The sequence below is a fragment of the Streptomyces sp. NBC_01334 genome (assembly GCF_035983595.1).
GTDB lineage: Bacteria > Actinomycetota > Actinomycetes > Streptomycetales > Streptomycetaceae > Streptomyces > Streptomyces coriariae.
The window spans coordinates 4,256,221-4,280,761 of record NZ_CP130718.1; the positions used below are offsets into that span (position 1 = coordinate 4,256,221).

Genomic DNA, 24,541 nt, shown 5'->3' on the forward strand with positions numbered 1-24,541 from the left:
AGCCCGTCCGGCACTTGAGGACGAGGCCCTTTCGGGGCCGACCCTGGGGTCTGGGGCACAGCCCCCAGGGTCGGGAACGGGAAGGGGCGGCGGGGGCGAGACTCACTCGCACACCCACCGCCCCGCGGAAAGGAAACCGCTCAGTTCAGCCGGCGCGCCCCCGCCGCGGGCACCGCCTCGAACACCCTCGGCGCCTTGTGCCCCGCGGCCGCGAACGCCTCTTCGACGGCCTTGGTGAGCGTCTCGACATCGGTGGCCTCGGCCAGCACGATCGCCGAGCCGCCGAAACCCCCGCCGGTCATCCGCGCACCGAGCGCCCCGTGGGCGAGAGCGGTGTCGACGACGAGGTCCAGCTCGGCGCAGGAGACCCGGAAGTCGTCCCGGAGCGAGGCGTGCCCCGCCGTCAGGACCGGCCCCACCGCGCGGGTGTCGCCGCCCGACTCCAGAAGGGCGACGACCTGCTCCACCCGCTGGTCCTCGGTCACCACATGACGGACCAGGCGGCGGACCTCCTCCTCGTCACCGAGCCGGGCGAGGGCCGCGTCCAGGTCGGCGTACGCGATGTCGCGCAGCGCGTCGACGCCGAGGAGGGCGGCGCCCTTCTCGCAGCCGGCCCGCCGCTTGCCGTACTCGCCACCGCTGTGGGCGTGCGTGACCTGCGTGTCGACGACCAGCAGGCGCAGGCCCTCGGCGGCCAGGTCGAGGGGGATCTGCTTCTGCGAGAGGTCGCGGGTGTCGAGGAACAGCGCGTGGCCTGCCTCGCAGCACGCGGACGCCGTCTGGTCCATGATGCCGGTGGGCGCGCCGACGTAGACGTTCTCGGCGCGCTGGCACAGGCGGGCGAGCTGCCAGCCCTGGAGCCCGAGGTCGTAGAGGTCGTTCAGCGCCAGGGCCACGACGACCTCGATGGCCGCGGACGACGACAGGCCCGCGCCCGACGGGACCGTCGAGGACAGGTGGACGTCGGCGCCGGTCACCGCGTGCCCGGCCTCGCGCAGGGCCCACACGACTCCGGCCGGGTACGCCGTCCAGGCGTCGTCGGACTCGGGCGTCAGCTCGTCGAGCCGCAGCTCGGCGACGCCGCTTTCGAGGTCGGCCGAGTGCAGCCGCAGCACGCCGTCGGTACGCCGTGCGACCGCCGCGACCGCGATGTGCGGCAGCGCGAAGGGCATCACGAAGCCGTCGTTGTAGTCGGTGTGCTCACCGATGAGGTTGACGCGGCCGGGCGCCGCCCAGACGCCCTCGGGCTCGGCCCCGTACAGCCGGACGAAACCCTCGCGAACTTCCTGTGCCCCCACTACGACTCCCTTGCGCTGCTTGCGATGTGCTGCGCGAACTCCCACGCGTCCGCGACGATACCCGCGAGATCCGCGCGGGACGGGTTCCAGCCCAGCTGCTCACGGGCGGTGGCCGCCGAGGCGACCAGCACGGCCGGGTCTCCGCCGCGACGAGGGGCCACGACCTCGGGGATCGGGTGGCCGGTGACCTCGCGGACCGTCTCGATGACCTCGCGCACGGAGAAGCCGTTGCCGTTGCCGAGGTTGCAGATGAGGTGCTCGCCGGGCTCGGCGGCGGCGACGGCGAGGAGGTGGGCCTCGGCGAGGTCGGCGACGTGGATGTAGTCGCGGACGCAGGTGCCGTCGGGGGTCGGGTAGTCGTCGCCGAAGACGGAGATGGCCTCGCGGCGGCCCTGCGCGACCTGGAGGACGAGCGGGATGAGGTGCGACTCGGGGTCGTGGCGCTCGCCCTGCTCGCCGTACGCGCCGGCCACGTTGAAGTACCGCAGGGAGACGGCACCGAGCCCGTGGGCGGCGGCCTCGCCGCTGATCATGTGGTCGACGGCGAGCTTGGAGGCGCCGTAGGGGTTCGTGGGCTGCGTCGGCGCGCTCTCCACGATCGGGACCTGCTGCGGCTCGCCGTACGTCGCCGCCGTGGACGAGAAGACCAGCTTGCGCACGCCGGCCTCGCGCATGGCGCCGAGCAGGGCCATGGTGCCGCCGACGTTGTTGTCCCAGTACTTCTCGGGCTTGACGACGGACTCGCCGACCTGCGAGAACGCGGCGAAGTGGAGCACGGCGTCGAAGGAGGCGTCGAGCCACTTGGCGGCGTCGCGGATGTCACCCTCGATGAACGAGGCACCCGCCGGGACACCCTCGCGGAAACCGGTGGAGAGGTTGTCGAGCACGACGACCTCGTGGCCGGCCTCCAGCAGATGCTGCGCGACCACGCTGCCGACGTAGCCCGCGCCACCCGTGACCAGATACTTGCCGCTCGTGCCGGTGGTGCCGCTCATGAACTCGCTACCTCTCGCAGTCGCTGGGCCGCGAACTCCGGCGGCACGTCGTTGATGAAGACGTTCATGCCTGATTCGGAGCCCGCGAGAAACTTCAGCTTGCCGGAAGTGCGGCGAATGGTGAAAAGCTCGAGATGGAGCGCGAAGTCGTCCCGGTTGACACCCTCGAACTCCTCCAGCGCGCCGAACGGCGCCTGGTGCCAGGCGGAGATGTACGGCGTGGGCGGTTCACCTTCGCCGAAGATCCGGTCGAAGCGCCTCAAGAGTTCCAGATAGACCTGGGGGAACTCTGTGCGCGCCTCCTCGTCGAGGGCGAGCAGGTCCGGCACCCGGCGCTTCGGGTAGAGGTGCACCTCGTACGGCCAGTGCGCCGCGTACGGCACGAACGCGACCCAGTGTTCACCCTCCAGGACCACCCGCTCGTCGGCGAGTTCACGCTCCAGGACGGCGTCGAAGAGGTTCTCCCCGCCGGTCGCCTCTTTGTGCGCCGCGACCGAACGCAGCATCAGGGCGGTGCGCGGAGTGGTGAACGGGTAGGCGTAGATCTGCCCGTGCGGGTGACCCAGAGTCACACCGATCTCGGCGCCACGGTTCTCGAAGCAGAACACCTGTTCCACGGAGGGCAGATGCGACAGCTCGGACGTCCGGTCAGTCCACGCGTCGAGGACCAGTCGCGCCTGCTCCTCGGTGAGGTCAGCGAAGGACGCGTTGTGGTCGGAGGTGAAGCAGACCACCTCGCAGCGCCCGGAGTCGCCGGCCAGCGAGGGGAAACGGTTCTCGAAGACGACGGCGTCGTACGACGAGTCCGGGATCTCGCTGAGCCGGTCGCCCTGGGAGGGGCAGAGCGGGCACTCGTCGGCCGGCGGATGGTAGATGCGCCCCTGCCGGTGCGAGGCCACGGCGATGGAATCGCCGAGCAAGGGGTCCCGCCGTACCTCCGAAGTGGTGACCGTGGGGTCCAGCGGACGCCTGTCCACCGCGTCGCGCACCGAGTCGTCCCGCTGGTCGTAGTAGATCAGCTCACGACCGTCGGCCAAGCGGGTCGAGGTCTTCTTCACCGCGACTCTCCATCCGTACCTCTAGACCCGCAGACCTAGATCCGTACACCTAGCGAAGCTTCCAACAGAACCAAACACATAAAACCATAAACCCCCACGCGAGTCACCAGCACAACCAAACAAAGAACACCAAACGAAGTGAGCAGGGCATGCGAACCCCCACAGACCCGGCCTACACGGCAGCACAGCTGGCGGCAGAGCTGCGGCTGCCGACGAACTGGCTCGACTACACGATCCTCGGCATCTACTTCGTCGTGGTCCTGGGCATCGGCTTCGCCGCTCGCAGATCGGTGAAGACCAGCCTCGACTTCTTCCTCTCCGGACGCTCGCTGCCCGCCTGGATCACGGGCCTCGCGTTCGTCTCGGCCAACCTGGCCGCCACCGAGATCCTGGGCATGGCCGCGAACAGCGCGCAGTACGGCGCGTACACCGTCCACTGGTACTGGATCGGCGCCATCCCGGCGATGGTCTTCCTGGGCATCGTGATGATGCCGTTCTACTACGGCAGCAAGGTGCGCTCCGTCCCCGAGTTCCTGCTGCTGCGCTTCGACCGGGGCGCCCACCTGCTGAGCTCGGCCCTGTTCGCCTTCGCGGCGATCCTGATCTCCGGCGTGAACCTGTACGCCCTCGCGATCGTCGTCGAGGCGCTGCTGGGCTGGCCGCAGTGGGTGGCGATCGTGGTCGCCGGCGCCTTCGTGCTGGCCTACATCACGCTCGGCGGCCTCTCCTCGGCGATCTACAACGAGGTCCTCCAGTTCTTCGTGATCCTGGCGGCGCTCATCCCGCTGTCGGTGCTCGGCCTGAAGAAGGTGGGCGGCTGGGACGGCCTGACGGACTCCCTGACCGAGGCCCACGGCGACGACTTCGTCACCGCCTGGGGCGGCACGGGCATCGGCAGCGACAACCCGCTCGGCGCGAACTGGCTGACGATCGTGCTGGGCCTCGGCTTCGTCCTCTCCTTCGGCTACTGGACGACGAACTTCGCCGAGGTGCAGCGCGCCCTGTCGGCGAAGAACCTGTCGGCGGCCCAGCGCACCCCGCTCATCGCCGCGTTCCCGAAGATCTTCATCGTCTTCCTGGTGATGATCCCGGGCCTGGTGGCGGCGGTGCTGGTGCCGAAGATCGGCACGGCCGACTCCGACCTCCAGTACAACGACGCGATTCCCTACCTCATGCAGGAGCTGCTGCCCAACGGTGTGCTGGGCATCGCGGTGACCGGCCTGCTGGCGGCGTTCATGGCGGGCATGGCGGCGAACGTCTCGTCCTTCAACACGGTGTTCACGACCGACATCTGGGCGAAGTACGTGGTGCGGGGCCGGGAGGACGCCTACTACGTGCGCTTCGGCCGTCTCATCACGGCGATCGGCGTCGCGGCCTCGGTGGGCACGGCGTTCCTCGCCTCGTCCTTCTCGAACATCATGAGCTACCTCCAGACGCTGTTCAGCTTCTTCAACGTGCCGATGTTCGTCGTCTTCATCGTCGGCATGTTCTGGAAGCGGGCGTCGAAGAAGTCGGGCTTCTGGGGCCTGCTCGCGGGCACGACGGCCGCGATGGTCAACTACTTCGTCCTCTACAAGCAGGACATCATCGGCATCCCCACCGACCAGGGCGCGAACTTCGTCTCCGCGATCGCGGGCTTCGTGGCGGGCGCGGTCGTGATGGTGGCGGTGTCGCTGTTCACGGCCCCCAAGCGGGACGAGGAGCTCCAGGGCCTGGTCTACGGCACCGTCTCCCCCGGCATGGCCGAGCCGCCGGCGGCGGGCGACGACGCGTGGTACCGGCGCCCGGCACTGCTGGGCTGGAGCGCGCTGATCCTGGCCGCCCTGTGCTACATCCCGTTCTCGTTCTGAGCCCGGTCGCGAATACCGCGGGAGACTGGAGAGACCATGTCCGACCAATTCGAACCCTCCGAACCCTCCGAATCCGCCGAGCGCGCCGAGCGTGCCGAGGCAGCCGAGCGGCTGCGGCGGGCGGGGTACTCCGAGGCCGACGTCCAGCGTGAGGTCACGGAACTCGAGGAGAAGTCCGCGACCGCGGCCCGCATCTTCGACCTGCGCCGCATCATCGGCGGCCTGTTCGTCGTCTACGGCGTGATCGTCACGATCGCCGGCATCACGGACAGCGACGCGGAGATCGACAAGGCCCAGGGGATCAACATCAACCTGTGGACCGGCCTGGCCATGCTGGCCCTGGGCATCTTCTTCCTGGCCTGGCTGAAGCTGCGGCCCGTGGCGCCGGTCACCCCGACGCTGCCGCCCGAGGCGCTGGAGGGGAAGCCCTCGCGCGGCGAGTAGCCGCGGGCCGAATGTGCAGGTCACGAAGCCGAGCCGGCTCCTGGATCCGTTGCGTCGGGTCCCGGAGCCGGCTCAGTTCGTCTACTCGTGGTCGGCGACGTTCGCGTTGATGGCGTCGTCCCCGTTGTTGCAGATCTGCTGCGTCGCGTCGTGGTTCGACGAGAGGCCGAGCAGCGGAAGGTTCAGGTTCGGGATGTTGATGAGGCCGAACGAGATGTTCTCCACGTGGTTGGAGCACTCCCGGGAGTCCCCGTCCGCGCCGTAGGCGGCGGCAGAGGCGAATCCGGCGCCGGCCATGCCGAGGCTTCCGATCATGGCGGCCACGAGAGCGGTGTTGCGGAGCTTGCGCATTGCATACCCTTTTCCGTCTGGATGGCATGCCTCGCTACAGAGCGAGACGTTACGGTTACGCACCGTATGACGTGATTATCCGCTTTGCATCACGGAATGAGCCGCATGACACCGCCAGCTCGCACCACACGAGCTTGCCCCGATGACCCATTCGGGACAGCGGCTGCCAGTGCCAGAGGTCCGAGCAGGCCCGGACGAGGGCCATACCGCGCCCACTCTCGGCGTCGGCGAGGCCCTCCAGTCGTCCCGGCGGCTCGGCGGCTCGGCTCAGGGTCCGCGTCCCAGGCGCCGATCCGGAGGACCCCGTCCCGGAAACGGAGACGCAGACAGGCGGGGCCCTTCGCGTGCAGTACGGCATTGGAGCCAGCTCCGAGGCGAGCGGCTCCGCGGTGTCCACGAGGTGGATCAGGCCGTGCAGGGTGAGGATCAGACGCAGGGTGCGGCGGCAGACGGTCACGGCGCGGGGGTCGCCGGGGATGTAGAGGGAGTACTCCCAGGGATCGGACATTTCATCGATGCGGAGCCTCAACTGGCCCAACTCCGAACCCTCTTCCGTAGGGTGGAGAAAGCGACGCTGGAACCGGCAGCTTCACGTGACTTCATCCACCGCCTGGAAAAGGGGCTGTGAGGCACCCCATGGACCACACCTTGCGCTGGCAGAAGTCCACGTTCTCAGACGGTGGGACGGCAACACCTGCGTCGAACTCGCCGCCTCCCCCGCCCCCGTGACCCTTCACCTCCGCGAGAGCGACACCCCGGACACGGCCCTCAGGACCACACCCGTCGCCCTCGCCCACCTCCCGGCAGGGATACGCACCGGACTCGCACCTCAGCGGACGACGTCGAAGACGTTCTTCTGAAGGCCGTTGGCGTACGCCTCGTGCTCGACGAGCTTCAGCTTCTGCGTGTCCTTGTCCGTGGCGCTGAAGAGCCGCTTGCCCGCGCCGAGCAGGAGCGGGAAGACGAGCAGGTGGTAGCGGTCGATCAGGCCGGCGTCCGAGAGGGCCTGGTTCAGGGAGGCGCTGCCGTGGACGATGATCGGGCCGCCCTCGGCCTCCTTCAGCGCGGCGACGTCGTCGAGTGAGCGCAGGATCGTCGTCTCGCCCCAGTTCGAGACGAGGTCGTCATCGGTGAGGGTGGTGGAGACGACGTACTTCGGCATCACCTTGTAGTCGGCGAAGTCCGCCATGTCGGGCCACACGGGGCTGAACGCCTCGTAGCTGGTCCGGCCCAGCAGCATCGCGGTGGCCTCGGTCTGCTCCCGGCCCTTGATCTCGAAGGCCTCGGGGAGGAAATCGATGTCCTTGAAGGTCCAACCGGCGTTCCGGTAACCGGGCTCGCCGCCCGGGGCCTCCACGACGCCGTCGAGCGAGATGAATGCGGTGCTGATCAGGGTGCGCATCTGAGGTCCTCGGGGTCTCGGGTCCGGTTCGGTCATGATCTCTGACCGCGGATCACGGCGAAACTCATCGGCGGCCGTCAGTGTCCGGTGCCGTACCCGGCGATGTCACCGCTGCGGGCCGCCGCCACCAGGGCGATCGCCAGGGTCGCCGACCAGGTGAGGAAGTGGATCGACGGCGGGTAGCTCGCGAGGGTGTAGCCGTCTCCGGTCAGGGCGGCGACGGAGAGGGCCGCCACCGGCAGCCCCGCGGTGAGTGCCGCCAGCAGGCCGCGCAGCGGGGCGCGTGTGAGGAGGCCGCGGGGAGCGAGCGCCAGGGCGAGGCCGGTGGCCGTGCCCACGGTGACGCCCACCGCCATGCTGCCGAGTACGGCGAAGGTGCCCGTGACCGTCAGCGTCCACGCGGTGCCGTCGTGGCCGCCGGCCAGGCAGACGAACGCCGCCACCAGGCACAGGGTGCCGACGATCCCCGCGGGCCAGACGCCGATCGTCACACCGAGGCGCGCTCCCCGCCAGACCACCGTCCGCACCCTCATGCGGTCAGCCTCGCAGCTTCACCGACCGGGTGTCCAGGACCGTTTGCCCCAGCCGCAACTCCACGGCACGGGGCCGGAGTTCGTCAGAACTCCGGCCCCGTACCCGTTTCCGTGTCCCGGGAGGTGTGCGGCAGCGGGCCCGCGCGGTCCAGCAGACCCGTGCGGGCCGCGAGCGCCGCCGCCTCCAGCCGGGAGCCGACGCCGAGTTTCATCAGGACCCGCTGGACGTGCGTGCGGGCCGTGGACGGGGCGATGCCCATACCGGCGGCGATCAGGCGGGTGTCCTCGCCGTCCGCGACCCGGACCAGGACCTCCACCTCGCGGGGCGTGAGCATCTGGAGCAGCCGCTGGCCCTCGTCGTCCGGCTGGGCCGCCGGGTTCAGCAGTTCGCTGAACGCGCCCTGCAGCAGCGCCGGAGCCACCGCCGACTCGCCCGCCCGCGCCTTCATGATGGCCCGCTCCACGCCCTCTATGCGCTCGTCGTGGCGTACGTACCCGGAGGCGCCCGCGGCGAAGGCCGCCGCGATGCCCCGGGGGCTCGGTACCGGACCGAGGACCAGCACCGCCACCTGTGGCCGCTCGCGCTTGATGCGGACCACCGGGTCGAAGATGCCCGGCTCGGCCGGGACCGCCGTGCCCAGCAGACACACCTCCGGGGCGCGGGTGATCACCAGCTCGGCCGCGCCCGCGGCAGGCGCCGCCGCGGCGAGCACCCGGTGCCCCCGCAGTTTGAGCGCCGAGGCCAGTGCCTCGGCGAGCAGTCGGTGGTCGTCGACCACCATCAGCCGCACTCCCAACGAGCAACCCCCCAGTCCCCCCATGGATGCCCGCACGGGCTCACACGGACTCACACGGACCAACAAAGGGTGCCCCCCGGCACCCCGTCCTTCATGCCCCCGGAAGCTACACGCTTGTTCGACGTTGCGCTCCCCCTACTGGTGAGAAGTGCCCCGGATCGCCGAAATTCCTCACATTCGAGGGTCATGGGCGGTAAGTGAACGGCCCCACCCCTGAGCAGGGGCGGGGCCGTTCACGGCGATTAGGACGATCAGCTGCCCGCGCCGTACGCGACCGCGAGGTACTGCGGGTCGCCGCTCGAGAGCGAGCCGTCGTCTGCGTACACCTCGGACATGAACAGGCGTCCCTGGGAGAACAGGACCTCGGAGTACTCCGGGGACATGCTGGTCTCCAGGTCGTGCACCGCGTCCGTGGCCGGGTTCTCCAGCAGCTTGGTCTCCTTGAAGGAGCCTCCGGCGATGCTGACGACCTGGCCGCCCTTGTCGTACGGCGGCCGCTTGTAGGCGATCAGGTTGCTGCCGTCCATGCGCAGCGGGTAGATCGTGTAGCCGTCGCCGGCGTCCGCGCGCTGGCCGGTCTGCTTGCCGGTGGCCAGGTCGAAGGCGATGACCTCGTTGGTCCGGCTGTACTCGCCGGTGCCGTCGTGCTCCTCGGTCGGGACGTAGATCCGGTCGTTGCCGACGGCCAGTCCCGTGCAGGCCTCGATCCTGGTGATGCCCTCGCAGTCGGCCGCGTACTGGTCGCCCGGGACCGAGATGCGGGTGCGCAGCTTGCCGGTCTTGTTGTCGATGGAGAAGAAGTCCGAGATGCCGCTGCCGTCACCGGCGCTGTCGCCGACGTCGGCGGCCACCACCAGGGGGTCGCTGGACACGACGGACGCGTAGTCGATGCCCGTGGCCAGCTTGTACTCGGAGATCACCTTCCCGGACACCGGGTCGATGGTCTGGATGTGCAGCTCGGGGTTGTCGTACGCGCCGCACTTGCGCACGGCCACCAGCTTCGGGCCGCCGCCGTAGCCGGCGTCGTAGCAGGTGTCGGCCGGCTTCGGCGACCACAGCACCTTGCCGGAGTCGATGTCGAAGGCGGCGCCGCCGTTGGTGCTGCCGAGGGCCACCGTGTTCGCGCTGACCGTCACGTTATTGAAACTGATCGGGTAGTCACCGGAGTTGACGGTCTTCTTCCACAGCTGCTTGCCCGCGGCGAGGTCGATCGCCGCGACCTGGTCGCAGGAGGCCGTTTCGGCGGCGCTCGCCTGGAAGGTGACCGCCGTGCGGTAGTCGTCGGTGGCGAACTTGCTGGCCTCGCACACCGGACCGGGCAGCGGGACCGACCAGAGCTTGGTGCCCTTGTCCAGGTCGTAGCCGGCGATCTCGCTGACGCCCGTCTTCACGTACGCCTTGTCGGTCAGCCAGGAGCCCTTGACGCCGACGCTGTCGTCCTTCTTGATCACGGGCATCGGGACCTTGAACAGGACGTCCGAGGCGGGGTCGGCCGGCACCTTCTCCTTGCCGCCGGAGGACGTGCCGCCGGTGCCGCCCGTGCCGCCGGTGTCACCCCCTCCGCCGGTCGGGCCCGCGGGACCCGCCTCTTCCTTCTTCCCGCCGTCGCTGGACTTCGCGTACCAGACGCCGCCGCCGATGATCAGCGCGATCGCCACGACCGCCCCGACGATGATCGCCACCTGCGCGTTGAACTTCTTGCCGACGCCGCCCGGTCCCTGGCCGGGGCCGCCGGCCTGCGGGTGCATGGGCATGGTGGGCTGCCCCGGGTAGCCGTAGCCCGCCGGAGCGGTCGGATACCCAGGCTGCCCCGGCTGCCCCGGCTGCCCCGGGTAGCCGTACCCGGGCTGCTGGCCGTACGGGGGCGTCGGCTGCCCGTAGGGACCCGGCTGCTGGGGCTGACCGTACGCGGAGGGCGCGGGCGCGCCCGGCTGGGCCGGGTAGCCGTAACCGGCGGCGGCCGGAGGCGCCGGCTGTCCGGGCGCCTGCGGGTAGCCGTACCCCGGCTGGGGCTGCTGCGGGGGCCCGGAGGGGGGCGGGGGCGGAGGCGTCTGCGGCGGCTGGGGGTGCTGAGCCGCCTGGGCCGGGGCCTGGGGCGGCTGGGACGCCTGACCCGGCTGGGGTGCCTGCGGGTAGCCGTAGCCCGGCTCCGGAGCCTTCGTCAGGTCGGGGGCGGGCGGCTGCGGCGCGGCGTCCTGCGGGGCCGCGTCCTTGGGCACGGCGTCCTGCGGCGGCGTGTCCTGCGGCGGCTCGGGCGGGCCGAAACCGCCCTGCGGGGGCTGGTTCGGCGGCGGGGGCGGCGGCTGGGTCATGGTGTGGATACCTCGGGAGAACGCTCGGAAAGCTCGGGCGGCGGGCGGGGACGGGGCGGGGAAGGCGGTGGGTCGCCTCACTTGCCGTAGGCGAGCATCAGCTTCTCCTTCGTCTCGTCGTTGCCCGTCAGCCGGGTGGAGGAGAGGTAGAGGCGCCCGTCGACCCAGGCGAGGTCACGCGAGTAGAAGCTGTCCTCGATCTCGGCCGTGCTCTGGGGCAGCTGCAGCAGCGTCGTCGGCGTGTGGGCGGACCCGGCCGTCGGGATGCCCACCACCCGGCCGGCCGCGTCGTACGACGGCTCGACGTACGCGACGAGGTTGCCGCCCTCGACCTTCACCGGCAGCATCGCCTCGTCGGTCGGGGACTTCACGCGCCATTTCTCCTTGCCGGTGGAGAGGTCGATCGCCACGATCTCGTTGGGACCGCTGCTCGACTCGGTCGGCAGGTAGAGCGTGTTCGCGTCGGAGGCCGTGCCCGTGCAGCCCGTGAGGTTGCGCTGGAGGAAGCCGGAGTCGCACGAGGGCGCGAAGTCCTCGTCGAAGCCGACCTGCGAGCGGTACGAACCGTCCGGCTTGAACGTCGCGATGTTCCAGGTGTTCTTGTCCTCGTTGGTGCTGTAGACCACCAGCGGGTCGACGGAGTACGTCTTCGCGACCGACCAGCCCTTGTCGAACTTCTGGGTCCACCTGGCCTTGCCGGTCGCCGGGTCCAGCTCCTGGATCTCGTCGTGCTCGTTGGCCTCGGTCGCGTCGCAGGACGCCACCGCGATCAGCCGGGTGCCGCCGGCGAACGCCGTCGGGAAGCAGGCGTCGCCGTACTTCTGCTTGTCGTACAGCTTCTTGCCGGTGCGGACGTCGTACGCCGTGCCGGACTGCGAGCGGCCCACCATCAGGGTGTTGCCGGCCAGCGACAGCTCGATGCTGATGGCGCTGTCGAACAGCGCGCCGTCCGCGACCACGCCCGTCCAGCCCTTGGCGCCGGTGTTGAGGTCGATCTGCTGGAGCTGGTTGCACTTGGCGCGGTCGCTGGTGCCGCTCATGTACGCCACGACGACCTTGTCGTCCGCCGTCTTCTGCGGGGTGACCGCGCAGATCTTCTGCGGAAGGGCGATGGTGTCCCAGGTGGGCTTGCCGTCGCCGACGTTGTACGCGACGACCTCCTTGTACGCCGCCTTCACGGCCGTCTTGGAGGTGATCCACATGCCGGGGGCGTCGGCGCCGGAGGCGGGCGCGTCGGGCGCCTCCTTGTACCAGAGCACCTTCGCCTCGCCGGCCTTGCGGTCCGCGTTGAAGTCCTCGGTGTCCTCGCCGCCGTCGCCGCTGCCGTCACCGGGGTTGACCGGGGCGCCGCTCGACGTGGCCTTGCCGTCGTCGCTCGGCTCGGCGACCGGCTTCTTGCCGCCGTCGTCGCCGTTCGTGACCGCGAACACCGTCCCGCCGATCACCAGCAGAGCCGCCACCGCGGCCCCGACCACCAGCGCGGGCCGCCCCTTGAAGGGGTTGCGCCCACCGGGCGGCGTGCCGGGAGCACCGGGCGCGCCGGGGAACTGGGGCGGCTGCGGATAGCCGTAGCCCGGCTGCTGGCCGTACGGCCCCGGCTGGGCGTAGGGGCCGGGCTGGCCGTAGGGGCCCGGCTGCTGGGGCTGACCGTACGGACCGGCCTGCGGCGGCTGACCGTACGGGCCGGGCTGCTGCGGCTGTTGCTGCGGATAGCCGTAACCCGGCTGCGGCGGCTGGGCGGGCGGGCCCTGGGGCGGCTGCGGCGGCAACTGGGGCGCGCCGAAGCCACCCTGTGGCGCCTGCGGCGGCTGTGGCGCCTGCGGCTGGTCCTGCGGTGCTCCGAAACCACCCTGCTGCGGCGGCTGATTGGGCGGCTGAGCCATCAGCGTGTTCCCCCTATGTCACTGGTTTTTAGCCACGCCCCCAGGTCAGTGACCCGCCCGGAGCCGTCTTCAGAGAGTTCTCAGACGGCTCTTTCTATCACCCGCGACGGACGGCTCCCGGGGCCGCTCCACCCCTGTTCCCAAGGGAGGACCGGCCCGTGACGCCGTCGTTATGCGCCTTCACGCACCCTTCACGCGTCCTCGGCGAGTTCCAGCCACCGCATCTCCAGTTCCTCGCGCTCGCCCACCAGTCCCCGCAGCTCGGCGTCGAGTTCGGCGACCTTCGCGAAGTCCGTGGCGTTGTCCGCGATCTGGGCGTGCAGCTTGGCCTCCTTCTCGGAGATCTTGTCCAACTGCCGCTCGATCTTCTGGAGTTCCTTCTTGGCGGCGCGCTGGTCGGCGGCGCTCTTCTCGGCCACCGGCTTCGCGACGGCCGCCGGAGCCGAGGCGGCCGCGGCCTCCTCCATGCGCTGCCGGCGCTCGATGTACTCGTCGATGCCGCGCGGGAGCATCCGCAGGGCGGCGTCGCCGAGGAGGGCGAAGACCCGGTCCGTGGTCCGCTCGACGAAGAAGCGGTCGTGGGAGATGACGATCATCGAGCCCGGCCAGCCGTCGAGGAGGTCCTCGAGCTGGGTGAGGGTCTCGATGTCGAGGTCGTTGGTGGGCTCGTCGAGGAAGAGGACGTTGGGCTCGTCCATGAGGAGGCGCAGGATCTGGAGGCGGCGGCGCTCACCGCCCGACAGGTCCCCGACCGGCGTCCACTGCTTGTCCTTGTTGAAGCCGAACGTCTCGCAGAGCTGCCCGGCGGTCAGCTCACGCCCCTTGCCCAGGTCGACGCGCTCACGCACCTGCTGGACGGCCTCCAGGACCCGCAGCCCGGGGTCGAGCTCGCCGACCTCCTGGGAGAGGTAGGCGAGCTTGACGGTCTTGCCGACGACGACCCGGCCGGCCACGGGCTGCACCTCGCCCTCGGTGCGGGCGGCCTCGGCCAGGGCCCGCAGCAGCGAGGTCTTGCCGGCGCCGTTGACCCCGACGAGGCCGATGCGGTCACCGGGGCCGAGGTGCCAGGTGATGTGCTTGAGCAGCACCTTGGGACCGGCCTGGACGGTGACGTCCTCGAGGTCGAAGACGGTCCTGCCGAGACGCGAGGAGGCGAACTTCATCAGCTCGCTGCTGTCGCGGGGCGGCGGCACGTCCTTGATGAGTTCGTTGGCGGCCTCGACCCGGAACCGCGGCTTGGACGTCCGCGCGGGGGCGCCCCGGCGCAGCCAGGCGAGCTCCTTGCGGACCAGGTTCTGCCGCTTGACCTCCTCGGTAGCGGCGATGCGCTCACGCTCGGCACGCGCGAAGACGTAGTCGGAGTAACCGCCCTCGTACTCGTGGACGTCGCCGCGCTGCACGTCCCACATGCGGGTGCAGACCTGGTCCAGGAACCAGCGGTCGTGGGTGACGCAGACGAGCGCGGAACGGCGCTCGCGCAGATGCCGGGCCAGCCAGGAGATGCCCTCGACGTCGAGGTGGTTGGTCGGCTCGTCCAGGACGATCAGGTCCTGCTCCTCGATCAGCAGCTTGGCGAGCGCGATCCGGCGGCGCTCACCGCCGGACAGCGGACCGATGACGGTGTCCAGGCCCTGCGGGAACCCCGGCAGGTCGAGCCCGCCGAAGAGCCCCGTGAGCACGTCCCTGACCTTGGCGTTGCCGGCCCACTCGTGGTCGGCCATGTCCCGGATGACCTCGTGCCGGACGGTCGCGGCCGAGTCGAGCGAGTCGTGCTGGGTGAGTACGCCGAGGCGGACCCCGCCGGAGTGCGTGACCCGGCCGGAGTCCGCGTCCTCCAGCTTGGCGAGCATGCGGATCAGCGTGGTCTTCCCGTCGCCGTTGCGGCCGACGACGCCGATCCGGTCCCCTTCGGACACGCCGAGCGAGATGCCGTCGAGGAGGGTACGGGTCCCGTACACCTTGCTGACGTTCTCGACATTGACCAGATTGACGGCCATTTCTCTCCTGCCACGGGGGATGCTCGACCCTCCAGGGTAGTCGGCGCGGCGGGCACCCTTCGGTGCCCGGTCTTTTCGCGGTCATGAGGGCGGCAGCGGCTTGCGGCAGGGCGCGCGATGGTCGTGCGCGCTGTTCACGAACGGCGCGTGCGCGAGCGGCTCACGCCCCCGGGGTTCCCGCGGGCGGACGGCGGCACCCGTCGGGCGGCGGCACGCCGCGAACGGTTGCGCGCGGGTCGGACGCCCCCTCGCGCACGCCGGGGCGGGCCGGGCCGGGCACGGGCGCGAGCGCGCCGGGCCGCCGGACGGGTCGTCACTCCGGCGCGCAAGGCTTCGCTTCGGCGGCCTCCCGCCGACCCTCCTCGTACCTCCACATCGCCCGCACGAGGTCCCCGTCCGGCCATCCGTCGGGGTCGAGGGGGAGCAGGCGGCGCTCCGCCTCCACGCAGCGCGGATCACCGCGCAGCGCAAGCCCGCGGGCAGCGTGCACCCGGGTCTCCCGCAGTTCGTCGTCGAGGAGTCCGGCGAGCACGTCGGTGAGACCGGGCGCCTCCGCCCGGCAGCGCGCCAGCCAGGCGGCCGTCCGCTCGCGCACGGCGGGGTCCGGATCGCGCGCCAGCGCGTACACGACCGCCAGCTTCCCGGGCGGCACCCGCGTGCGCTCGTACGGCAGCAGGTCGGGCACCTCCGTGCGCACCCGAGGATCGGGATGCCCGGCGTACGACAGACCGACGGCCTCGCACTCCGCGTCGCGGTCCGGGTCCTCCTCCCCGCCCTCGCTCAACCCGCGCAGCACCAGGGCGAGCACCTCGGGATCCCTCTCCTCCCGGGCCCAGCGGAGGAACACCTCGGACGCCGGCTTGTCGACCGCGTCCGTCGGCTGCCTGAGAAAGCCCCCGAACCCGATGACGAGACAGCGCAGCACGTCCGCGGCGAAGAGACGGCGCAGCCGGTCCGGATGATCGCGCAGCGCCTCCGCGGCCGCCCAGTTCCCGGCGTCCAGCCGACAGGCGAGGTGGATCAGGACATCGGACCAGACTCCGTGGTCCCGGTCCGGACGGGTGAGGGCGCGCGCGAGCAGTTCGTCGAACGGCGTACGGATTCCGAAGCGCTCCTCGAGCTGGGTGAGGACGCCGAGGTGGCCGTCCCACACCGTCTGCCCGCCGAGCGTGTACCGCTCGTGGTGGGTGGACCAGGAGTCGTTCCGCACGCGTCCTCGCCCGACCGGCCCGGCCGCTCCCGTCCTGCGCCGCAGCTCGGCCTCGATGTCCGCCTCGGCCCAGAGCCGCGCGCGGGCCAGCAGGTCGGCACGCGCGTCGGCGTCGAGGCGTACGAGGTCGGGGAGCAGCCTGGTGACCATCCAGGAACAGCCGCCGTCCACCGCCCGGGTCAGCGCGGTGTCCCCTCCCGGCAGCCCGGGGTCCCCTCCCGGTACCCCGGCCAGTGGGCGCAGCGGATCGGCGCCGGCATCGATCAACGCCTCGGCGACCGGTTCGTCGTACGCCGCCACGGCCACGCAGAGGAGCGGAACGCCGTCGGCCGGGTCGCAGGCGTTCGCGTCCTCCACGCCCTCCAGTAGCTCCCGAACGGCTTCGACGTCCCCGCGCCGAACGGCCGCAGCCAGATCGGCCGGTCCCATACGCATGCCTCCCCACCCCGGCTTCCTGGGTGGAACCGGCCGGGGGAGCCTAGAGGGGACGGGCCGCTGGTAGCAGCCGAATTACGGCCGGGGCAGCAGCCGCGTCACGGGCGGTCTTTGACGACCGTCGCGCCCGGCGCCGGTCCTGCCGCCACCCGCACGCTCCTGCAGGTGCCCGACGTGCGCAGCTCCTGCGCGATCTTCTCCGCCGCGGCGGTGTCGCGGGCGAGGAACGCGGTGGTCGGGCCCGAGCCCGAGACGAGCGTGGCGAGGGCGCCGGCCGCGTGGCCCGCGGCGAGGGTGTCGGCGAGTTCGGGGAAGAGCGACAGCGCGGCGGGCTGGAGGTCGTTGGAGACGGTGGCCGCGAGAGCCTCGAGGTCCCCCTCGGCCAGGGCGTCGAGGAGGCGCCGGGAGGCCACCGGTTCGGGGATGACCCGGCCCTGCGCCAGCCGGTCGAACTCCCGGAACACCGCCGGTGTCGACAGCCCCCGTTCGGCCATCGCGAACACCCAGTGGAACGTGCCGCCGACCTCCAGGGCCGCCAGCTTCTCGCCGCGCCCGGTGCCGAGAGCCGCCCCGCCGACCAGGCTGAACGGCACGTCGCTGCCCAACTCGGCGCAGATCTCCAGGAGTTCGTCACGGGTGGCGCCGGTGCCCCACAGCGCGTCGCAGGCCAGCAGCGCGCCCGCGCCGTCCGCGCTGCCGCCCGCCATGCCCCCCGCGACGGGGATGTCCTTGGCGATGTGGAGGTGCACGTCGGGCGTACGGCCGTACCGCTCGGCCAGCGCGATCGCGGCCCGCGCCGCCAGGTTCGTGCGGTCCAGGGGCACCTGGCCGGCGTCCGGGCCCTCGCAGGTGACGCGGAGTCCGTCGGCCGGGGTCACCGTGACCTCGTCGTACAGACCGACCGCGAGGAAGACGTTCGCCAGGTCGTGGAAGCCGTCCGCGCGGGCGGCGCCCACCGCGAGCTGCACGTTGACCTTGGCGGGCACCCGCACGGTGACGCTCACTCGGAGTCCTTCCGCTTCGGCGACGCGAGGGGTGCCGGGGACGCGACGGGCGTCCCCCGGTCCGGCGCGGCCTCGGCGATGCGGGCGAACTCCTCGACCGTGAGGGCCTCGCCGCGCGCCTGCGGCGAGACGCCGGCCGCCACGAGGGCCTCCTCCGCCAGGGCCGGGGAACCCGCCCATCCGGCGAGCGCGGCCCGCAGGGTCTTGCGGCGCTGGGCGAACGCCGCGTCGACGACGGCGAACACCTCACGCCGCGACGCCGTGGTCCTGATCGGCTCGCTCCGCCGCACCAGCGACACCAGGCCGCTGTCCACGTTCGGCGCGGGCCAGAACACCTTGCGCCCGATGGCGCCGGCCCGCTTGACCTCGGCGTACCAGTTGGCCTTGACCGACGGCACGCCGTACACCTTCGAGCCGGGCCCGGCGGCGAGCCGGTCGGCGACCTCGGACTGGACCATGACGAGGGTGCGCTCGATGCTCGGGAAGGTCTCCAGCATGTGCAGCAGCACGGGCACGGCCACGTTGTACGGCAGGTTCGCGACCAGCGCGGTCGGGGCGGGGCCGGGCAGCTCGGTCACCTGCATCGCGTCGGAGTGCACCAGCGCGAAGCGCTCCGCGCGCTCCGGCATGCGTGCCGCGATCGTCGCGGGCAGCGCGCCGGCCAGGACGTCGTCGATCTCGACGGCCGTGACCCGGTCGGCGGTCTCCAGCAGCGCCAGGGTGAGGGAGCCGAGCCCCGGGCCGACCTCGACGACCACGTCGTCGGGCCGGACCTCCGCGGTGCGGACGATACGGCGGACCGTGTTCGCGTCGATCACGAAGTTCTGGCCGCGCTGCTTGGTGGGCCGCACGCCGAGGACCGCCGCCAGCTCACGGATGTCGGCGGGGCCCAGGAGGGCGTCGGGGGCGGGGCTGGTACTCACGGGACAAGGGTACGGGGGCGCACGGACACCGTCCGCCGCCGCACCTCTCACCCGTGCAGCCGCGTCCCGCAGTGCGGCCAGGGACTGGCCCCGCGTCGCACGTACAGCTTCTTCGCACGAAGGGTCTGTTCCGCCGCCGGTGCGTCCTGGGGCCGTCCGCTGCCGCCGAGGCTCTGCCAGGTGCGGGTGTCGAACTGGTACAGCCCGCCGTACGTGCCCGAGGGGTCGACCGCGTTCGGCCGGCCGCCCGACTCGCAGACCGCGAGGCCCTGCCAGTCCAGGCCGTCGGCGCCCCGCACGGAGGCCGGCAGCGGCTTCGTCCCGACCTTCACCACCTGATCGCGCGGTTCGCGCACGATCTCGTCACGGATCCGCCGCGGTGTCTGCCGCACGCCGTTCACGGTGCGCAGCGCGTACGTGATCCGGCGCAGGCCGGGCCGTCCGGCCCGCTCCACCACCTCCGTGCCCTTGAACAGCGAGGAGTCGGCGGTGCGGCGCACGTCGAACGGGATCGCCTCCTCCCGCACCTCCTTGCTGCCGGTGATCCGCAGCACGGTGACCGTCTGTCCGTCGCGCGGGAAGCTGCCGGGCGCGACGGACGTGGTGTCCTGGCCGCGCAGGGTGATCCCGGCCGCCGCCACCGCCTCGCGCACGGTCGCCGCGTTGGTGCGGACGGTGCGGGCCCGGCCGTCGGCCATGACCGTGACCGAGCGCTCGGTGCGTACGTCCAGCGCGAGCCCCGCGCGGCCGATCGGCTGGGAGCGCGGGACGGACAGGTAGGCGCCCTCCGCGCGCACCCCGAACTGCCGGAGCGCCTCCTGCACGGTGTGCGCCGTCGTCCACACCTCGTGCCGGTGACCGTCCAGGGTGAGCCGGACGGGCCGCCCGTAGTGCACCGCGATCTCGTCACCGCTGGTGAGGGCGGTGTCGGGGCCGGGCGCCACCACGTCGTGCGCGCCCACCCGCACGCCTTCCTCCGCGAGGAGTTCGCTCACGTCGTCGGCGAAGGTGTGCAGCGTGCGCGGCTTGCCGTCGACGGTCAGCTCGACCGCCTTGTCCTCGGCGACGAAGGCGGTGGTGCCGCCGGCCAGGAACGCGACGACGAGTGCCTGCGGGACCAGTCGGCGGACCGTGGACTCCGGACGCTCGGCGGAGCGCGTCCGGCGCCGGCGCGCGGCCCGCCCCACGTCCTGCCCCACGTCCTGCCGCGGCAGCGGCGACAGCCGGGGCGGCGGCGTCTGCTGAGGCAGCACCGGTCCGGAGAGCTGGACCGTCTCGGCGTACGGGGCGGCCCCCGTGAGCTGGACCGTCTCGGCGTACGGGGCGGCCCCGGTGGGCTGGACCTGCTCGGCGAACCCGACCGGTTCGGTGAGCTGGAGCGTCTCGGGGAGCTGGAACGACTCGGGAGGCGGGGGCGGCGCTTCGTACGTCTCGTACGCGGGCCGGTAGGTGTCGTCGTACGTCCCGGGCGCCGCGTACACGCCGTACGCGATCGTCTCGGCGTTGTGCAGGTCGACGTACGACCCGCCACCGGCGTACGGCTCGTACTCGAAGTACTGCGAGTTGCTCACGCCGACACTCCAGGGGAGGGGTCCGGATCGGGCCCCCAGAACCTAGCGGAGCGACGGTCACTCTCCAAAGTGGCACGGCTACCGAGAGTTGTGTTCGACGGGTGGTGAGCGCCCTCAGTAGTCGAACGCGCGTGCGGTGTTCGCGGCGAGGGCGGAGGCCAGGGTGTCCTCGTCGATGTCCCGTACGGCGGCCATGGCGCGCACCGTGACCGGAATCAGATACGGGGCGTTGGGCCGTCCGCGGTAGGGCGCCGGGGTCAGGAAGGGCGCGTCGGTCTCCACCAGGAGCAGCTCCAGCGGGGCCACCGCGACGGCGTCCCGGAGGTTCTGGGCGTTCTTGAAGGTGACGTTGCCGGCGAAGGACATGAAGTATCCGGCGCGGGCGCAGATCTCGGCCATCTCGGCGTCGCCGGAGTAGCAGTGGAAGACGGTGCGCTCGGGGGCGCCCTCCTCCTTCAGGACGCGCAGGACGTCGGCGTGGGCGTCGCGGTCGTGGATGACCAGGGCCTTGCCGTGCCGCTTGGCCATCTCGATGTGGGCGCGGAAGGAGTTCTCCTGGGCTTCCTTGCCCTCGGGACCGGTGCGGAAGTGGTCGAGTCCGGTCTCGCCGACGCCCTTGACGTGCGCGAGCGCGGCCAGGCGGTCGATCTCGGCGAGCGCCTCGTCGAGCGCCTGCGCGCCGCCCGGCGTCCGCGCGCCCTGGCGGGACCAGCCGTCGGGGTCGCCGTGCACGATGCGCGGCGCCTCGTTCGGGTGCAGGGCGACCGTGGCGTGGACACTGCCGTGGGCGGCCGCCGTCTCGGCCGCCCACCGGGAGCCCCGTACGTCGCAGCCGACCTGGACGACCGTCGTCACGCCGACCGACGCGGCTTTCGCGAGGGCCTCCTCCACCGTGCCCGACTGCATGTCGAGGTGGGTGTGGGAGTCGGCGACCGGCACCCCGAGGGGGGCCGGAAGCGGCGGCGCGGCGCTCTTGTCGGCGTTCTTGTCGGCGTTCGAAGGCATGCCCCGATCCTACGGAAGGGGCACGCCCTCCTCGGCGGGCGATCGGCCCTCCCGGCTAGCTCGCCTTGCGGAACGGGTGCAGAAGGTCGGACAGGTGCCAGTGGTGGTGCTGCGACGCCTTGGACCGCGCGTCCGGCTGGGCGTCGGACGACTCCTCGGCCGCCGAGACCGGTCCGGCCGGGGGCGCCTTGTGCTGCCGGGCCGCGCTGAGCACCGACGAGACCTGCCCCGCCCGCATGATGCGCACCACGTGCCCGTCGCAGTTCTGGCACGAGGGGCGGCTCAGCGGCGACGGCACGACCCGCCCGTTCGCCACGTAGAGGACGAACTCGTGACCGTCGGCGTCGGTGTGGTGCTCTATCTCGAAGGCCTGCTCCCAGCCGTGCCCGCAGCGCATGCAGGCGAAGGAGTACGACTCGTTGACGACGGCGCCGGCGCCGCCGCGGAGGCCGGTCTGCCCTGTGATCTCACTCATGACCGCTCCTGGATGTCCGCTGGTGGGACCGCTCAGGTCCCGTCATCCAGTGGACGCCTCGCCCGGAGCGAATGCACCCGACCTGTGCACTGTTGAAGGCGATTTGGGCGTCCCTTGCCACAACGCCCGGCGCCCTTTGCCCGCACATGGGGCGCACGCTCAGACGACATGCGCCCTGCTCAGAGGGGGTGTGAGCCCCTTCACAGCACCCGGGCCACACCCGTCACGGATCCCCGGCGACAACCGTCACGGATCGGCTGCCGGCGACCCGTCACAGGCCTCCGGCGTTCTTCGCCGCCACCACCGCGTCGAACACCTCACGCTTCGGCAGCCCCGCCTCCGCCGCCACCGCGGCGATGGCCTCCTTACGGCGCTCGCCCGCCTCCTCGCGCACCCGCACCCGCCGCACCAGCTCCGCCGCGTCGAGCTCCTCGGGGCCGCGCTCGGGCGCCCCGGTGACGACGACGGTGATCTCGCCCCGCACGCCCTCGGCAGCCCACTCCGCCAGCTCGCCGAGCGGACCGCGCTTCACCTCTTCGTAGGTCTTGGTCAGCTCCCGGCACACGGCGGCCCGCCGGTCCGCGCCGAACACCTCGGCCATCGCGGCGAGGGTGTCGTCGAGCCGGTGCGGGGCCTCGAAGTACACGAGGGTCCTGCGCTCCTCCGCGACCTCCCGCAGCCGCGACATCCGCTCCCCCGCCTTCCTCGGCAGGAACCCCTCGAAGCAGAACCGGTCGACGGGCAGCCCGGACAGGGCCAGCGCGGTGAGCACCGCGGACGGGCCGGGGACGGCGGTGACGCGGATGTCCTGCTCGACGGCCGCGGCGACCAGCCGGTACCCGGGGTCGGAGACCGACGGCATCCCGGCGTCGGTGACGAGCAGCACCCGTGCGCCGCCCACCAGGTCCGCGACCAGATCGGGAGTACGGGCGGACTCGTTCCCCTCGAAGTAGGACACGACACGCCCCTTGGGCGTCACCCCCAGCGCCTGGGTCAGCCGCCGCAGCCGGCGCGTGTCCTCGGCGGCGATCACGTCGGCGCCGGTCAGCTCCTCGGCGAGACGGGGCGGGGCGTCGGAGACGTCACCGATGGGAGTACCGGCAAGAACGAGGATTCCGGGCGTAGCTGTCACGTTTCCATCCTCGCAGGGCCGGTGCACGGGACTCACACAGACCTGTTCCCTACGATGGCGCGGTGACCAGTACCGCGTCCTCCATGGACTCCACGGACTACCGGCAGGGCCAGACACCGCAAGACCAGCGGCCGTCGTGGCAGCAACGGCTGCGCCGTTTCGGATACACCGCGGAGCCCTCCGCCGACGTCCGGGAGCGGTTGGTGCCGCCGTTCGCGCAGCCCAGCCCCCGGTTGTGGCAGGCGCTGGGCATCTCGCACCAGCGGGCGGACCGGATCGCGCGCCGGTCGTCCTGGACCGGTCCGCTGCTGATCACGCTGCTGGCCGGCGTGCTCCGGTTCTGGCATCTGGGCAGCCCCAAGGCGGTGATATTCGACGAGACGTACTACGCCAAGGACGCGTGGGCGGTCGTCCACCGCGGGTTCGAGGTCAACTGGGACAAGAACGCCAACGACGTCATCCTCTCCTCCGGCGGGCACGTCACGATCCCGGCGGACGCGGCGTACGTCGTGCATCCGCCGGTCGGCAAGTACGTGATCGGGCTGGGCGAACTGCTCTTCGGGTTCGACCCGTTCGGCTGGCGGTTCATGACGGCGGTGCTCGGCACGCTCAGTGTCCTGCTGCTGTGCCGGATCGGCCGCCGCATCTTCCGCTCCACCTTCCTGGGCTGCCTGGCGGGCGCGCTGATGGCGGTCGACGGGCTCGCGTTCGTGATGAGCCGCACCTCGCTGCTCGACGGCGTGCTCATGTTCTTCGTACTGGCGGCGTTCGGCTGCCTGGTGGTCGACCGGGACAAGGCACGCGAGAAACTCGCCGCCGCGCTCCCCCTGGACGTGGACGGCCGCTGCCGCCCCGACCCGCACATCGCGGAGAGCACCCGCCTGGGGTGGCGCCCGTGGCGCTGGGGCGCCGGTCTGATGCTGGGCCTGGCCATCGGCACCAAGTGGAACGGCCTGTACATCCTGGTCGCGTTCTGCCTGATGGCGGTGTTGTGGGACGTCTCCTCGCGCAAGGTGGCGGGCGCCCGCCGCCCGTACCTGGCGGTGCTGAAGCGCGACACGGGCTTCGCGTTCCTGGCCACGGTCCCGGTCGCGCTGGTCACCTACCTGGTGTCGTGGACGGGCTGGATCCTGTCCGCCACCGACGGCAAGGGCGGCTACTACCGCAACTGGGCGGCCACCGACGGCAAGGGCGGCAACTGGACCTGGCTGTTCCCGGACTGGTGGCGCAGCCTGTGGCACTACGAGCACGAGGTCTACGAGTTCCACACCCACCTCACCTCGCCGCACACGTACCAGTCGAACCCGTGGAGCTGGCTCGTCCTCGGCCGCCCGGTCTCGTACTTCTACGAGTCCCCCACCCCGGGCCAGGACGGCTGCCCGACGGACGCGGGCGAGAAGTGCGCCCGCGAGGTCCTCGCGATCGGCACGCCCCTGCTGTGGTGGGCGGCCTGCTTCGCGGTCCTCTACGTCCTGTGGCGCTGGCTCTTCCGCCGCGACTGGCGGGCCGGCGCGATCGTCTGCGGCATCGCGGCCGGCTACCTGCCGTGGTTCATGTACCAGGAACGCACGATCTTCCTCTTCTACGCCGTCGTCTTCCTGCCGTTCCTGTGCCTGGCGGTGGCGATGATGATCGGCGCGCTCATCGGTCCCCCGGGCTCCAGCGACACCCGTCGCGTCGCCGGCGCCACCGGTGCGGGCGTCCTCGTCCTGCTCATCGCCTGGAACTTCATCTATTTCTGGCCCCTGTACACGGGGCAGGCGATCCCGATCGACGACTGGCGTTCACGTATGTGGCTGGATACGTGGGTCTAACGATTGCGGAAACTCTCGCCCCACGCGCCGCCCTTTCCGCTTACTGTGAGCC

Annotated in this window: 20 protein-coding genes and 2 pseudogenes; 4 read left to right on the forward strand and 18 right to left on the reverse strand. The window is 71.5% G+C overall.

The genetic code is table 11. From position 1 onward, the window contains the following. Nucleotides 1-140: 140 nt before the first annotated feature. From galK to galT, 3 genes are read right to left on the reverse strand one after another with little or no spacing between them, the layout of a single operon-like run. Complete coding sequence (gene galK, locus OG736_RS18940; RefSeq protein ID WP_327183495.1) at nt 141-1,298, reverse strand: galactokinase; 1,158 nt, start codon at nt 1,296-1,298, stop codon at nt 141-143. Further along, complete coding sequence (gene galE / locus OG736_RS18945) at nt 1,298-2,293, reverse strand: UDP-glucose 4-epimerase GalE (protein WP_327183496.1); 996 nt, start codon at nt 2,291-2,293, stop codon at nt 1,298-1,300. The genes galK and galE overlap by 1 nt, the downstream gene beginning before the upstream one ends. Further along, nucleotides 2,290-3,351 (reverse strand): galactose-1-phosphate uridylyltransferase, encoded by a 1,062-nt coding sequence (galT, locus tag OG736_RS18950; protein ID WP_327183497.1) that lies wholly within the window; start codon nt 3,349-3,351, stop codon nt 2,290-2,292. Before galT ends, galE begins: the two co-directional genes overlap by 4 nt. Nucleotides 3,352-3,500: 149 nt before the next feature. Between galT and OG736_RS18955 the strand changes: the two genes are divergently transcribed. Together OG736_RS18955 and OG736_RS18960 are read left to right on the forward strand one after the other, a co-directional pair. Beyond that, nucleotides 3,501-5,201: a sodium:solute symporter family protein gene (locus OG736_RS18955; protein ID WP_054244119.1), complete on the forward strand. Its 1,701-nt coding sequence runs from the start codon at nt 3,501-3,503 to the stop codon at nt 5,199-5,201. Between the two features lie 36 nt (nt 5,202-5,237). Further along, nucleotides 5,238-5,645 (forward strand): hypothetical protein, encoded by a 408-nt coding sequence (locus tag OG736_RS18960; protein ID WP_327183498.1) that lies wholly within the window; start codon nt 5,238-5,240, stop codon nt 5,643-5,645. Nucleotides 5,646-5,726: 81 nt separating this feature from the next. Here the strand turns inward: OG736_RS18960 and OG736_RS18965 are convergent, their stop codons facing one another. Both OG736_RS18965 and OG736_RS18970 read right to left on the reverse strand, forming a co-directional pair. Continuing rightward, nucleotides 5,727-5,996, reverse strand: a complete 270-nt coding sequence (locus tag OG736_RS18965; protein ID WP_327183499.1) for a hypothetical protein — start codon at nt 5,994-5,996, stop codon at nt 5,727-5,729. 55 nt (nt 5,997-6,051) lie between these two features. Further along, a pseudogene (locus OG736_RS18970) lies at nt 6,052-6,504 on the reverse strand (ATP-binding protein). Here OG736_RS18970 and OG736_RS18975 point away from each other — a divergent pair. Beyond that, nucleotides 6,505-6,624, forward strand: a pseudogene (locus OG736_RS18975) (transcriptional regulator); the annotation flags it as partial. Nucleotides 6,625-6,825: 201 nt separating this feature from the next. Here OG736_RS18975 and OG736_RS18985 read toward each other — a convergent pair. The 13 genes from OG736_RS18985 to rsmI form a co-directional block, all read right to left on the reverse strand. Further along, the gene (locus OG736_RS18985; protein ID WP_327183500.1) at nt 6,826-7,398 is read right to left on the reverse strand and encodes a dihydrofolate reductase family protein; all 573 of its coding nucleotides are present in this window, start codon (nt 7,396-7,398) and stop codon (nt 6,826-6,828) included. Between the two features lie 77 nt (nt 7,399-7,475). After that, on the reverse strand, nt 7,476-7,931 hold the full coding sequence (locus tag OG736_RS18990) for a hypothetical protein (protein WP_327183501.1): 456 nt from the start codon (nt 7,929-7,931) through the stop codon (nt 7,476-7,478). Nucleotides 7,932-8,014: 83 nt separating this feature from the next. Beyond that, a complete protein-coding gene (locus OG736_RS18995) occupies nt 8,015-8,713 on the reverse strand; it encodes a helix-turn-helix transcriptional regulator (RefSeq protein WP_327183502.1) in 699 nt (232 codons plus the stop codon). Nucleotides 8,714-8,979: 266 nt separating this feature from the next. Continuing rightward, nucleotides 8,980-11,040, reverse strand: a complete 2,061-nt coding sequence (locus tag OG736_RS19000; RefSeq protein ID WP_327183503.1) for an outer membrane protein assembly factor BamB family protein — start codon at nt 11,038-11,040, stop codon at nt 8,980-8,982. 77 nt (nt 11,041-11,117) lie between these two features. Next, nucleotides 11,118-12,923 (reverse strand): outer membrane protein assembly factor BamB family protein, encoded by a 1,806-nt coding sequence (locus OG736_RS19005; protein ID WP_327183504.1) that lies wholly within the window; start codon nt 12,921-12,923, stop codon nt 11,118-11,120. A 191-nt stretch (nt 12,924-13,114) separates the two neighbouring features. Further along, nucleotides 13,115-14,920: an ABC-F family ATP-binding cassette domain-containing protein gene (locus tag OG736_RS19010; RefSeq protein WP_327183505.1), complete on the reverse strand. Its 1,806-nt coding sequence runs from the start codon at nt 14,918-14,920 to the stop codon at nt 13,115-13,117. Nucleotides 14,921-15,233: 313 nt separating this feature from the next. After that, nucleotides 15,234-16,565: a HEAT repeat domain-containing protein gene (locus OG736_RS19015; protein ID WP_327183506.1), complete on the reverse strand. Its 1,332-nt coding sequence runs from the start codon at nt 16,563-16,565 to the stop codon at nt 15,234-15,236. Nucleotides 16,566-16,663: 98 nt separating this feature from the next. Beyond that, nucleotides 16,664-17,569: a 4-(cytidine 5'-diphospho)-2-C-methyl-D-erythritol kinase gene (locus OG736_RS19020; RefSeq protein WP_327183507.1), complete on the reverse strand. Its 906-nt coding sequence runs from the start codon at nt 17,567-17,569 to the stop codon at nt 16,664-16,666. After that, entirely contained in the window at nt 17,566-18,492 is a 927-nt protein-coding gene (gene rsmA, locus OG736_RS19025; RefSeq protein ID WP_327183508.1) for a 16S rRNA (adenine(1518)-N(6)/adenine(1519)-N(6))-dimethyltransferase RsmA, read from the reverse strand. Before rsmA ends, OG736_RS19020 begins: the two co-directional genes overlap by 4 nt. Nucleotides 18,493-18,539: 47 nt before the next feature. Then, a complete protein-coding gene (locus OG736_RS19030) occupies nt 18,540-20,063 on the reverse strand; it encodes a resuscitation-promoting factor (RefSeq protein WP_327183509.1) in 1,524 nt (507 codons plus the stop codon). Between the two features lie 114 nt (nt 20,064-20,177). Next, nucleotides 20,178-21,068, reverse strand: a complete 891-nt coding sequence (locus tag OG736_RS19035) for a TatD family hydrolase (RefSeq protein ID WP_327183510.1) — start codon at nt 21,066-21,068, stop codon at nt 20,178-20,180. A gap of 55 nt (nt 21,069-21,123) precedes the next feature. Continuing rightward, nucleotides 21,124-21,543, reverse strand: coding sequence for a hypothetical protein (locus OG736_RS19040; RefSeq protein WP_327183511.1), 420 nt, complete (start codon nt 21,541-21,543; stop codon nt 21,124-21,126). 271 nt (nt 21,544-21,814) lie between these two features. Beyond that, a complete protein-coding gene (rsmI, locus tag OG736_RS19045; protein ID WP_327183512.1) occupies nt 21,815-22,675 on the reverse strand; it encodes a 16S rRNA (cytidine(1402)-2'-O)-methyltransferase in 861 nt (286 codons plus the stop codon). A gap of 62 nt (nt 22,676-22,737) precedes the next feature. Here rsmI and OG736_RS19050 point away from each other — a divergent pair, with 62 nt between their 5' ends. Next, the gene (locus OG736_RS19050) at nt 22,738-24,489 is read left to right on the forward strand and encodes a dolichyl-phosphate-mannose--protein mannosyltransferase (RefSeq protein WP_327183513.1); all 1,752 of its coding nucleotides are present in this window, start codon (nt 22,738-22,740) and stop codon (nt 24,487-24,489) included. The last annotated feature ends 52 nt before the right edge of the window (nt 24,490-24,541 follow it).